11 protein-coding genes and 1 CRISPR repeat array are annotated in these 13,082 nt (G+C 39.2%); all 11 genes read right to left on the bottom strand.

All coding sequences use genetic code 11. From position 1 onward, the window contains the following. Positions 1-76: 76 nt before the first annotated feature. Positions 77-643, bottom strand: a complete 567-nt coding sequence (gene ahpC / locus JT26_RS08540) for an alkyl hydroperoxide reductase subunit C (RefSeq protein ID WP_036792096.1) — start codon at positions 641-643, stop codon at positions 77-79. A gap of 119 nt (positions 644-762) precedes the next feature. Further along, complete coding sequence (gene hisS, locus JT26_RS08535; protein WP_036792093.1) at positions 763-2,121, bottom strand: histidine--tRNA ligase; 1,359 nt, start codon at positions 2,119-2,121, stop codon at positions 763-765. Positions 2,122-2,506: 385 nt separating this feature from the next. Then, positions 2,507-3,867: a CRISPR direct-repeat array (repeat unit 37 nt; unit sequence GTCTTGATAGTCTTACTGACTGAATATGTATAGATAC). A gap of 173 nt (positions 3,868-4,040) precedes the next feature. Then, entirely contained in the window at positions 4,041-5,261 is a 1,221-nt protein-coding gene (gene cas6 / locus JT26_RS08530) for a CRISPR system precrRNA processing endoribonuclease RAMP protein Cas6 (protein WP_052110479.1), read from the bottom strand. Continuing rightward, the gene (gene cmr6, locus JT26_RS08525; protein ID WP_235300059.1) at positions 5,239-6,030 is read right to left on the bottom strand and encodes a type III-B CRISPR module RAMP protein Cmr6; all 792 of its coding nucleotides are present in this window, start codon (positions 6,028-6,030) and stop codon (positions 5,239-5,241) included. The genes cas6 and cmr6 overlap by 23 nt, the downstream gene beginning before the upstream one ends. Then, on the bottom strand, positions 6,027-6,482 hold the full coding sequence (gene cmr5, locus JT26_RS08520) for a type III-B CRISPR module-associated protein Cmr5 (RefSeq protein ID WP_036848844.1): 456 nt from the start codon (positions 6,480-6,482) through the stop codon (positions 6,027-6,029). The genes cmr6 and cmr5 overlap by 4 nt, the downstream gene beginning before the upstream one ends. After that, entirely contained in the window at positions 6,469-7,161 is a 693-nt protein-coding gene (locus tag JT26_RS08515) for an RAMP superfamily CRISPR-associated protein (protein WP_036848841.1), read from the bottom strand. Before JT26_RS08515 ends, cmr5 begins: the two co-directional genes overlap by 14 nt. Before the next feature lie 16 nt (positions 7,162-7,177). Beyond that, positions 7,178-8,293, bottom strand: coding sequence for a type III-B CRISPR module-associated protein Cmr3 (gene cmr3 / locus JT26_RS08510; protein WP_036848838.1), 1,116 nt, complete (start codon positions 8,291-8,293; stop codon positions 7,178-7,180). Between the two features lies 1 nt (position 8,294). Next, a complete protein-coding gene (gene cas10, locus JT26_RS08505) occupies positions 8,295-9,767 on the bottom strand; it encodes a type III-B CRISPR-associated protein Cas10/Cmr2 (protein WP_036848835.1) in 1,473 nt (490 codons plus the stop codon). Next, positions 9,764-10,894, bottom strand: coding sequence for a hypothetical protein (locus tag JT26_RS08500; protein WP_036848832.1), 1,131 nt, complete (start codon positions 10,892-10,894; stop codon positions 9,764-9,766). The genes cas10 and JT26_RS08500 overlap by 4 nt, the downstream gene beginning before the upstream one ends. 8 nt (positions 10,895-10,902) lie before the next feature. Next, positions 10,903-11,448 carry a hypothetical protein gene (locus JT26_RS08495; RefSeq protein WP_036848829.1) on the bottom strand — a complete coding sequence of 182 codons (546 nt, stop codon included), beginning with the start codon at positions 11,446-11,448 and terminating at the stop codon, positions 10,903-10,905. Continuing rightward, positions 11,438-12,778 carry a hypothetical protein gene (locus tag JT26_RS08490; RefSeq protein WP_036848826.1) on the bottom strand — a complete coding sequence of 447 codons (1,341 nt, stop codon included), beginning with the start codon at positions 12,776-12,778 and terminating at the stop codon, positions 11,438-11,440. The genes JT26_RS08495 and JT26_RS08490 overlap by 11 nt, the downstream gene beginning before the upstream one ends. Positions 12,779-13,082 lie beyond the last annotated feature (304 nt).

Genomic DNA, 13,082 nt, shown 5'->3' with positions numbered 1-13,082 from the left:
GGACTAATAAATAGTAGTCGAGGGCGTATTTGACTCATCTCTCAGCCCACCGGGCTACAGCATAAAAGCTCCGGAATCAGATCTTACCTACAAGGTCGATGCTTGGCTTCAGTGTCTGCTGACCTTCGCGCCACTTTGCAGGACACACTTGACCGTCGTGAGAAGCCACATACTGTGCAGCCTTGATCTTACGTAAGATCTCTTCCGCATCACGACCCACGCTGTTGTCGTTAAGCTCTACGATCTTGATGACCCCTTCCGGATTCACAACGAAAGAGCCACGGTATGCCATCTGATCCTCTTCGATAAGGATACCCAACGCACGTGTCAAAGCTCCCGTAGGGTCTGCCAACATAGGGTATTGCACTTTCTTGATGGCAGCAGAAGCGTCCGCCCAAGCCTTGTGTACGAAGTGAGTATCGCAGCTGCAAGAGTAAACCTCAACACCCAGTTGCTTAAACTCTTCATACTTGTTCGCAAGGTCTTCAAGCTCGGTAGGACATACGAATGTGAAGTCGCCCGGATAGAAAACCACCAAAGACCATTTACCTTTAAGATCTTCATTGGTAATCACTTTGAATTCGCCGTTTTGGTATGCGTTCAGCTTAAACTCAGGAAATGTTGTGTTCAAAATTGGTGTCATAATAAGTTGGATTGTTTTATGGTTTATAATTTTACTGACATCTGTATTATTGCAAAACAAAGTTAGATATACTCATCAACCCGTTCAACAGATAATATATATAGGGTTATAGATGCGATCTATAAGAAAAGCTTTACAAGCTCATCCATCGGATAGTCTTTTTGCTCTCCGCTCTTCATATCCTTGATGTTCACCACGCCGTTCTCCAGCTCTTTTGTCCCCACAAACGCCACGAACGGGATGTTAAGGTCATCGGCATAGCTCATCTGCTTCTTCATCTTGGCGGCATCCGGGTATAGCTCTGTCCGCACACCCTGCATACGCAGCATGTTCAATACAGGCAGCACGGCATCCACCTCCTTTTCGCCAAAGTTGATGAATAGCAGCTGCGTGCCTCTTGCACTCTCTTTCGGATAGAGATCCAGCATATTCAGCACATCGTATATACGGTCTGCCCCGAAAGAGATACCCACGCCGGAGATATTGTCCAGACCGAACACCCCGGTAAGGTTATCGTATCTTCCGCCACCGGTGATGGAGCCCATCTCCACACCCACAGCCTTTACCTCGAATATCGCACCCGTATAGTAGTCCAGCCCGCGAGCCAGTGTCAGATTCAGCTCAAGCTCATTCTTCAACGGCGTAAGGGCAAGTTTGTCGAGGATGAACTCCACTTCGTCCAAGCCCCGAATAGCTGTGGACGACTCTGCAAGTACCTCCCGAAGCACCGCAATCTTCTCTCTGTTGCCACCGCTAAGGCGCAGTATCGGCATCAGTTTCTCTATTGCGGCATCGGAGATTTCACGCTCTTTCAGCTCCTCCACCACTTTGTCCAATCCGATCTTATCCGTCTTGTCCATCGCCACGGTAATGTCTATGATCTTGTCCGCATGCCCGATGTACTCCGCAATACCGGTAAGAATCTTTCGGTTGTTCAGCAAGATGCGCACCGGGAAGCCGAGCTTCGTGAAGACCGTGTCTATAATCTGCGTCAGCTCCACCTCATTGAGCAGAGAGTCGGAGCCGATCATGTCCGCATCGCACTGGAAAAACTCCCGATACCTCCCCTTTTGAGGGCGGTCGGCACGCCATACGGGCTGAATCTGATAGCGTCTGAAAGGCAGCGTTATCTCATTGCGGTGCTGCACCACAAAGCGGGCAAACGGCACGGTAAGGTCGTAGCGCAACCCTCTGTCGCACGCTTTGGCGGCAAAAGAGGCAGAGTTCTTAGCCAAAAGCTCCTCGTCCGTAAACTTCGCCAGACAGTCTCCCGAATTTAAGATACGAAACAGCAGCTTATCCCCCTCGTCTCCATATTTTCCGGTGAGAGTGGAGAGGTTTTCCATTGCAGGCGTCTCTATCTGACGGAAACCGAAGCTGTGAAACACGCTCTTTATGGTCTCGAATATATAGTTTCTCCGCTCCATTTCGTGAGGAAGAAAGTCCCTTGTTCCTTTGGGTATGGATGGTTTTTGCATCTTTCTCTCTGTTTTTTTGATTCTACCACAAAAATACGACTAAAAACCGACTTCCGGAAGCAAAAATCAAAATGCTCTCCCTGTCTCCCATGCCTCATCCCCTAACCGACAGAGCGCCCTCCGACACCCTCTCTCCCCTTTCCCGAAACACAATATACGGCTTAAAAACTTTCTCTGATCACGTCTAAATCTTTGATTGAACGGATTAAGAAAAAGAAATCGCGGCTTGATTTCTAAAAATCAAACCGCGATCTGTACCATTCAAGCCTTGCTTTCTCCCATTCAAGCCCTCATCTCCCTCTCTTTACACGTTCACCCCATCTTTTATCCCCTTTCAATCATTCTTCTGAACCCTTTTATCTCAACTTTATGACTTATCAATTTGATGTAAATAGGCTTAATGACTGAATGTGTATAGATACTTGTCGTATTAACCATCAGAGATAAATCTGATGCTTCTGTCTTGATAGTCTTACTGACTGAATATGTATAGATACGAAAACTACTCCTTCCAACTTTCAGCTGAGGGAACGTCTTGATAGTCTTACTGACTGAATATGTATAGATACTTCTCAGGTAACGGTTAACGCATCCCCTTCTCAGTCTTGATAGTCTTACTGACTGAATATGTATAGATACAGATGCCATCAAGCAATGTGAGAGTATCGGCTGAGTTTGGTCTTGATAGTCTTACTGACTGAATATGTATAGATACGAAAGGGTTTTGCGCAGAGTGTGAGTAGAGATTCTCTGTCTTGATAGTCTTACTGACTGAATATGTATAGATACAAAGCTGAGGGAACAGCTCCGATAACTTGGGCTATCGTTGTCTTGATAGTCTTACTGACTGAATATGTATAGATACCAAGAAGAAGGATCTTGCCCCCGTGATTTCAACGTCTTGATAGTCTTACTGACTGAATATGTATAGATACGGAAATCTACCGGAAGGTCTTAACCTCTCTTCTGAGTCTTGATAGTCTTACTGACTGAATATGTATAGATACAAATTCTCTTTCAAAAGATGAAACGGTAAAAGTTGAGTCTTGATAGTCTTACTGACTGAATATGTATAGATACCTTCTCAAGGCTGGAGATTCGTGAAGTGGACTGAGAAGTCTTGATAGTCTTACTGACTGAATATGTATAGATACAGCAGTTTGAGTTGATTATCAAGAAGAAGGATCTTGCGTCTTGATAGTCTTACTGACTGAATATGTATAGATACAAGGCTGAAAATTCCATTTGAAGCCACTCATTCCTTTCTGTCTTGATAGTCTTACTGACTGAATATGTATAGATACCCTTCGACCATATAACACTTCTGCAAAAAGCGCGTCTTGATAGTCTTACTGACTGAATATGTATAGATACAGTTTTGTGATGCCATCAAGTGATGTAACTGTAACTGCGTCTTGATAGTCTTACTGACTGAATATGTATAGATACCAATCAGTGCTCAATTTGAGAAGATTCCAGACCCCGAACGTCTTGATAGTCTTACTGACTGAATATGTATAGATACAGATGCCAGAGAGTAATGTTACCGTATCTGCTGAATTGTCTTGATAGTCTTACTGACTGAATATGTATAGATACAATTCAAGTAGTAGATTGTTTCGTATCGCTAGCGGTGTCTTGATAGTCTTACTGACTGAATATGTATAGATACAGTCTATCTGAGGCTGTGAATGTAAAGGTTGAATTTGGTCTTGATAGTCTTACTGACTGAATATGTATAGATACAATCTGATTATCAACGATATACAAAAAAAGTAAATTCGCAACTCTCTGATTATAAACAAGCAAAATAATTTCGAAAATACCGATATATAACTGCGCATATGTCGTCAATATATCTCATAGAAAGATTATACTCTCTTGAATAACAAAGATATCCCACCGGCTATCTAAAATTCCTATTCAAGAAGTAAAGGCTCTCCGTTCCGAAGAATGAGGATATTGTTCTTGGAGCAGTACTTTATCATGTTACCGCTTAGAGTAACACCTTCTGCCTCTATAGAGATCTCCCTTACTTTCGGAGCCGGCAGCTCTCTCACTATCCGTTTATCCTTGCGAATCAGTATAGTATCCCTGCTTATGCCGATAGCAGAACCCTCTTCCTCTATAACAACAAGAGCAAAGGAGTGAGGGCTTCTTTTCCGTTCCCGGAAAGAAGAAACCGACATCTCTTTAAGGGAATCTCCTTGCTCTGCTACGATCTGTCCGTTACCCGATACGGTGTGAGTGCCGATATGCACCCAATGAGCCACAGCCAGCATGGCAGCGGCAACAGGATGATAGGGAGTGCGGTAGTGAAGCTGTCCCAAAATACCGGACATATCGTAGTGTCTGTTCTCCTTTATGGTAGACTTACGCGGCATGCTTACTTGGGAGAGTAGCAGATCGTCCCTGTCCGGAAAGATGTATGGCTCTATCTGCATGCGCTCATCGGTAAGGAGATAGTGCCGGTAGAGGTCGTGAAGTCTCCGAGATACCCGGTTCATGAGACGAGAATATGGAATGAGATCGGTAAGGATATGGTCTATCTTGAGCGTCGTGGGCGAAAGGAAGCGAATGGTAAGGATATCTTCCCATTTCGGTGCATGCTTCAAGAAGAAACGGATATCGAGCCGAGCATTCTCTGCTTTCAGATCGGTCTGATACTTGTCCGTGGTCGGGTCGAGCAGCTGATAGGAGTGGTAAGAGAACCGATTCTCGTGAAAGAAGTTGTACTTCTGCCATTCGGGAAGAAAACGAAGGAACTCATCCACCGGTGCGGCATCTTTTGCCACTATGGTGATATAGAGATCCAACGGCTCTCTACGAGCTATGCGATGCCGATTGGGCTTGTCGGCACGGATAACGATCCGGGAAGAGATAGTGGATGCCTTCTCTTCTTCTCCTTTTGTACTCTCCGGCTTGAAAAGATCGGAGTAGAGATGCGAAAAGGTTTTGCTGTTTTTGAGAGCATTGCCCAAAGCAAAGCGAGGCAGGAAGTACCATTTACCCTTAAACTCCACATCCTTTTGTGCTACAAACCTTACCCGAAAATGGTAAGCAGAGAACTCCCGAAGAAATATAGGAAGTTCTTCTGCTGTAATACCGGTATCAGGACTATTTATCTGTAAACTGTCCATATCCTACGTTGGTTTTTGCTCCGAGTCCGAACGTCAGTATGATCTCCCGGAACAGTTTTTCCTTAGCTTCCACCGTAAAAGTGCCATTGTTCCTGAATAGGAAGCGGAACCGGTAAGTAACACCGGGATTTACTCTGAGGAAACGTACCGGATTGGGATCTTTTAATGGATTTTCGTGATGCGTGATATAATCGTCTCCAAAGAGAGAAGAATCACCACTTACGGAGACAGGGTAAGCATCCAGAAAAATATCCCTATCGTAGATAGACTTCCCTTCACCTTCAAAGATCTCTTTTATAAACTCTTCTTTTTCCCAACCGCTCCACACTTTTTGTTCGTCTCCTTCCTTATATTCAAAAAAGTCCCACTCTTCGATGGCAGACCTTAACGCTCCTTTTATGGAAGATCCGGGTATAACGGGCAGACCGGAAGTGTAATCGAAATACATACCCAACTGATAGAAGTCGCCCGATTCTTTTTTTTGACCTTCATTACGGCGACTCCTCCCGGCTCCTTTATTTTCTTTAGGTTTATTGATTTCGTGATGATACCCAATGCCACAAAGTAGTCCGGGATAAGATGTGGTAAGATCGAAAGAAGAGACATCTGTGATATTTTCTTCAAACTTTGGGAATTGCTTGCGCCCTAAAAGTTCATCCGTACCCTTATTAAACCGGCTTGTGTCTAATAATTTTCCGTCATTATCCAATTTCAATGTATCAAAGTAGTTACGATAGTACCACTTGCCAAAGTTTATGAAATCTTTCATTCCGACCTCCTTTCTTTCTTCTCCTTAATGATAAAGGTGCGAGTGGCAAGCTTTAGTGCTATCACATACTGCAAGATCTTTTTCTCCCACTCTCTTGCTACAGAAATGGATTTTATCTCTCCCCCTTTACCATTTATTACTTTCCTGATGATTTCTGTGGGTTCTACATGTTGCCAATCCCGGATATTTCTTCTTTCTTCTTCCGAAAGATCCATATAATAGAGAGCCTTTAGCCACAAACATAGTTCTCCTTCACTATTTCCACCTTTGCCTTTATTGTAGAAAACAAGTGTGGGCAGAAGTCCGGACTGCAAGATACTTGGACCAAGGGCATTGATATACCCTTCATATACATCCTCTATCTCTCTATCTTCATTAGCTATGCCCACTTTCTCTATCGCCACCATCGCCATAGGGATAAGATCCTGTATCTCTTTTTTATTTGTTATCATGACCGGTGATATTTTCGATTTTACAAAAACCATAACCAATAGAGGCATTGGCTCCTATCTGAACAAGAGAACCCTCCGCAGTAAGCAGTTCATTGAATTTGTCAAAATTTTTTTCTTCTGTTCCCGGATAGGTAACAAAGAAAACAAACTCAGACATTGCCGGTACCACTTCTTCGTACCAAAGATTCTTGCTCTCGCCATTTTCCAATTTATTTCTGGCAATAATGGGAAGATTGTCAAGAGTATCATTGGGAATGTTGTCTCTTTCGTATGACGGAAAGGATATTTCTGTATTTAAGTTTTTTCCAAGCGCTCTTATACTCTCCTGCCACTCTCCACAAGAACAAAGCTTATATCCCTTCTCCTGATCATCTCGAACCGGGTAGGCTACTAAGTTGGCTTGAAAAAAATTGAAGTTCCCTATCTTATTTTCTCCTCCCTTGTTGTTTGTTCTGGTATTATCGGGACCAAAGATGTAATCTATATCTATATCTACATCTTGAGCCTTTAGAGAATCAAAGAACTGCCTCAATGCTCCTTTCAAACTGGAAGAGTATATGCACGGTCTATGGGTAGTAACATCTCGCTGTACTACATTATCCACTGCGTTATAGTTTGCTCCGCCTGTACCAACATGAAGATTAGTAAGGCACTGTATCTTGTATACTGCTGTTTTCATATTGTATCTCTGTTATTTATTTGTTGGGGATTATAATTGTGTGGTTGTATCCTATGGTACGAAAATGAGAAGACTCTACTTCTCTCTTAAAATCTTCTGCTGCATCTTTATTTTCAAAATAAAAGAGAGAACCTCTGGCATATAACTCTATCTCTTTACTGACAGAGATATTGTTACTGACAGAACTACCTCTGTCCTCCATGTGAGACAATTTCCTCTCATTATTCCTATTATAAAATCTTTTTGTGTGTTCAGTCGTAGTCAAAAGACAAGCAAATTCGGTTATCTCTGTAACTGCAAAATATGCTTCATCCACAATTTTCGACTCGATATAAGCATCCGAAAGAAGCATGACAGTATAATAGTTTTCGTCTTTCTCATACTTTATTGCCCCTGTCTTAGAACTATATCCTTCTGCGGCATTCACTTTTATAACTTCCATGAAGAATGGCTGTCTCTCTCCTCCCAAGTGAACTATTCGATTAGAAAACTCCTTTTCCGTTTCAAGCTCACAATAAAAAGCAAAACAGAGACTGCGCTTGCCGTTTTCGTTATTAAAACGATAGAATGTTTCATAAAAGAAAGAGTTGTCATCCGTGTTACCTTCATAATTCTTACGAATACCTACACGGCTATCTTCTACAAAAAGGGTATCTTCATCCAGCAATTCTCCCTTAGAGTTTATCCACATATCGGGTAGCCCTGCTTTAGAAGAATAATCTTTGAAGAAAGGATGCTTACTCTCACAAAACAGAGATAAAACCTCATATGGCTTATCTTTGCCCTTTTTCTGATACCTTTTTCCTGCCGGGAAGTAACTCTCCTCGCTATCAATAAGAAAAATTGGAGATAGCCCTTTTATAACTCCAAAGCCCTCTCCCTTAGAGAAAGGAGAAAAACTTTGTTTGCCTATTAGCTTGACTGCTTCAGTTGCTTTTACAATCTTGTTATCTGAAAATATATCAGATCCCGCATCCAAAAGAAGCTGATAACGCAATAATCCCAATAACGATGTTTGTTGTGGGAAATGAGATGAACGGACAAAGTAATTGACATTATCCTCCTCAAATGTATTCTTCTGCCCAAAGAAGAACTTTTCCATAGGGGTCAGTTTGACTAAATAAGTGTACATATCATCTTTCTTCTTTATCGGTTATAAATTGGCAGTATCTGAGGATACCATAAAGCATCTTCTTTCGCTCTTCTTTCTCTAAAAAGACGACATCATTTGAAAGAGAGGTTTGATGGATAAAGTCAAATATCTTTTTTAAGAATGTTTCCTTCTCCTTATGAATATCCTCATTGAAGAAGTTTTTGCGAAGAGCCTCTAAACGTTTCTTTCTTAAGTCTTCATCTTTCTCTTCCATCAAGATAGGTTCAATTACAGAATCATACATCTCATCGAGCCAATGAACAAAGCCATCAATCATAGCCTCGTCTTCTTTAAACTCTTTCATTAGAGTACAAGCTTGTTTATACAAGTCAGAATCACCGTTAGTCGTACCCTTGTGAGGCAAAAGAAACTCTATGGTTCTTCCACTATGCTTTTGAATAGATACTGCCACACGATCTTTCTCTTCGTATTTCTTAGCTCTTCCAAATAGCATCTCTGTAGCAACATCCATAGCTTCGGACATTGGACTCTTGTAGTAAAAAATACTTACCCCATAAGACATGGAAAGATTTTCCTCAGTTTTAAGGCTCTCCCAGAACTTTTTGAAACATCCATCTATCGTATTTATAAGGTCAAAAACATCCTTTTCTCCATTTTCAAGAATTGGAGCAAAGAAGAAAAGATCATCGCCTCCAATATAAATAGGAACGGCTTTTGCTGCTTCTATTTTTTGAGTAACATTGGTTGAGAATTCAAAAAAACTTCTAGAGAACTTCTCCATGTCTTTAGAAGATAGCCCCTTAATAAAGGAACCAAAATTATCTCCGTCTGCTTTTACGATAGCCATGTACTTATAGCAGTTCAGGAAGTCATCTCTTTCCTTTGATATTCTCTGATAATCTACCTCTTGTTCCCCATTTAGGTATTTAAGAACTTCATCGTGGGTTAACCAACCGGATACTGCTATTTCAGATATTGATGCGAATGGTCTCCCTTCAAACTCATCTCGGATAAAACAATTGTTTCCTTTCAAGAAATCGGAAATACAATCCAAAGAAGAAGTTACGGCTTTTTGTCTTAACTCTTGGGTATCCAAATATTGATTGAGTTCAAGAAAAATTCCTGCCTGATCTTGACAATCTACCTGAATGTGAGAGATAGAAATATACTCTTGAAGGTAAGGCACAATATCTTCTGCTCCCTGAAACTTTTTAGCCAATTCTTCTAAAACTTCATTTTTAATATTATCGAAACCTTTGACTTCCCCCTCGATAAATGCTCTATCCGGAAATAAGCCAACACCTTTCGGGGTATTGATATCGCTTGAATAATAAGGAGAACGGATTTCAATGCCTTCTTGTTTTGGTACTCTCTCAAGCAACTCTCGCATAATCCAAGAGAACATAAAACTGGCACTCCAAAAAGACTTCGTATTACGAGCCTTTGACAAAGTCTTACATATCGGACCTATTGTTATTGCTGTGTATATCATAATAGTTCTTTTACATCTACTAAATTATCATCTTGAATAAAACTTAGAAAATCAGCGAGATCAAAAGCCTCAGGGGTAAGTATGCTTTGATCATAAACAGAATTGGTCGAAAATATAAACTCTGCACCAAGCATTTCACTGGGGATCTCTCCCAATATTATGTAAATAATTCCTCCAACAGGCTTATAAGTTATTGGAGAGGCAAAACGATTTATTTTATCATGAGATACCCTAATTACCTTTTTATTATTTCTTCCATCGGGAAACTCGAAATGCTCATGAAGTCCTAACAATGCGCGAATATAACGTACAGGAAATATTCGGCTATTACTTTCCTGAGGACGATTGAGCATCTCTAACTCCAATATTTTTTCCCACTCTATTTTTTTTTCATGGAAAAAGTATCTGAGTTCCGAGATTGTCCCCCTTGCTCCAGTTTTAATCTTGTTATGAAATTTTGCAATCTGTCCAAATTGATACCTGACATCATTGCTTTTGCTTTCTAAACAATCTACCACGCCAATATCTTTCATCCTTTGGGCAATATCTTTCTGAGATTTAGCAATCCTCATACCGGGTATTGAAGATATGGTATAGCTCCCAAAACCTTTCGTTTGTCTCATCCCGAAGTTATGTAGCAAAAAGAACTCTTCCAAGTGCAATTTAATTATATCACACAGATCCTCATGCTTAGAAAATATATCTCCTTCTATATTTTCTTTGGATAGTATTGCCAATTTCAACTCCAAAAACTTTTCCTGCCCTTTTTTCAACTTCTCTTCATTAGCAAAAAAAGGAGATGGAGATAATATCTTGATATCTTTCAGCTCTTTTCTTTTTTGAAGTTCCTCTATGTTCTTTTTGCTCATGTTACTTACAGGCAAATAATATTCCATAGAAGATCCTTCTTTTAGCCTAAAACTAAGTTTATAGTTGAATGCTTCTTGCCCGGGAATACTCCACTTATCAATCAGACTCCTATCAAGCCCTTCTTTCTGAAACTTACGCATCAAGTATTTATCCAACTTTGGCTTCACCTCCGATGCACGAAGCGTTGCCCCGCTATCATCCGCTTGAAAATGAATGATAGGGGTATGTTGAATGAGTTCAAATGTTATTCTTTTCATCTCTACAATTAATTTATCAGTTCTTCTCTTGTATAAGATTTTTGTCCTTTATCCAATTGTTCTCTTGCCATCTGATAATCCTCTGCCGTAATATAAAGAGGTTTAAGAGCGTATTTTTCCGCTTCTCCCTGAAAATATTCAATGCTCTTCATTATATCTTCCTCGCTAATTTTCTCGGACTGTATAAGAAATTCAATATTCCGAGCTTTTTTCCAAAGGACATTTACCCATTCTGCTCGCAAAAAATATTCTTTAGACTGCTCTTGATACTGATGTAACAAGGAAAGCAAATTCAAGATTATTGATATTAGTCCTAACATCGTTGCCATAAAAAGACTCCACTCTCTACTCAAACCATCTATAACTTGTGTTATAAATGCACTTATGCCCAGAATGGATAAAATCAAAGAGATGACATTCATAGCTTTGATCCTATTACTTCTCTTTTCTTCAATCTTTTTCAACCTATTAAAGGCATTAAAACAGGAATAGGAGTAAATTTCGAAATCCCTTTTATACTCTTGAATCCTGCAAAGAAAAATTTTATTTCCCATAATCTTTCATATTAATTATTTCATCAACCTCTTTCTCAAAACGACAAGAAGTAACCCTATAAGAATAACCATAAAAATGCTCCTTATGGGTTTCTACATGAGGATGAGAGACCCATCCTCGTTTTTTTGTGAGATTCTGTACTTCACTCATTACATCCACATTTATCCCTCCTATATTAAATTTCCCATAGTAAGATCGAATATCCTTGGATTCACTAAAACAAATCTCTTCCACCAAAAAAGGTTTTAACAACTCGTTCACTTTGGGACAGTCTTTATAGTCTGATAACAAAATATCTATATCGCTACAATAGTTATATTGTCCTTTTAAAAACTTTGAAGCTGATCCTGTTATTGCCCATTTTACTCCATTATCATCAAGTAATCTCTTAATAATAGGTAATACCTCTTTTAATGCAAAAGAAGTATTTGTTAGTGAAAGATTTTCTTTCATATCCCGCCAAGTCTTATTCAACTTTTCCCTATTCTTATCGTAAAGATTTTTTTTGATAATAGGGGCTTTTAAGTTAATCTCAGAATAGAGACCGTAGATATACAAAAATTTTTCACTCGTATCAATTCTACCAGAAAGCAATTCTTTGATTAAAATATCCATTGAATGAACAATATGCCTAAGTAAAAAAAATGTTTCTAAAAATTTGAAAGAAAATGAAGAAACCACTATAAGTCCTACTACATAAATAAATAGCATAGAACAATCTACTGATTTGAAGAACATGAGAATGTAGAAAAGGAGAATGAATACAATGAATAAAAAGAAAATCAATCTCTTCTTTCGTACTCGATACATCTCTCCGTACAGATATTTGTTAAAGACACAGTTCTCCAACATTCTATAAGAAATATTTTGATAGGCATTTAATTCTTTGGGAGAATCAAAATATTTATTCTCATAAAAAGACGAGATATCAATATCGGCATCTCTTACGAATTCTGGTAAGTACTCATAAACAATCTCTCCAATTTTTCTTCTGTTAGATACATTATAAATAAGTTCAAAGTTTCCAATCTCTTTAGCTTTACGATAAAACTTATTAAATCGAAGAAAGCAAAGCCATGACAACAGAAGAGTACCTATAGATAACAGACTAAAGCCTAAAGAAATTTTTTGTGATTCAGTACAAAAATCAAACAACAGCTTATCTGTTCTAAAAACACAAAAATCAAACACAGAAGACAGAATGATAAAAATCAAAGAGATTTTAGCCAAAGAATCCCCACACTCTAAGTTTTTTTTGGCCTTTTCAAATAAGTATTTTCTTGCATCTTCTATATTTCTTGCCCACTTAAAAGCTCTATTAGTTCTCATAGATTACGGTATAAAAATCTTTTGCCAATTCAATGTTCTGTGACACTTTTAGCTTCTCTGAATGTTTAAGCATGCCACAGACAAAATTAAATATTTTTCAAATATCCCAAAATACTATCTATTATTAATCACATAACGACGTTATTCCAATTCAAACTTTTCTCTTATATATGTTCTCTCCTACAAACCCAAAGCAATAGCAATAAATTTCAAATAAAGAGAAGATTAAAAGGAGAGCTCTCATAGTATGAAATATATAAAAATTAGACTTTAGAATTTTCTTAGATAGATTATCCTTATCTCA

The organism is Porphyromonas sp. COT-108 OH1349, from assembly GCF_000768755.1.
Lineage (GTDB): Bacteria > Bacteroidota > Bacteroidia > Bacteroidales > Porphyromonadaceae > Porphyromonas_A > Porphyromonas_A canoris.
The sequence above is the reverse complement of the archived record's forward strand: the minus strand, read 5'-3'. Positions and strand labels throughout refer to the sequence as shown.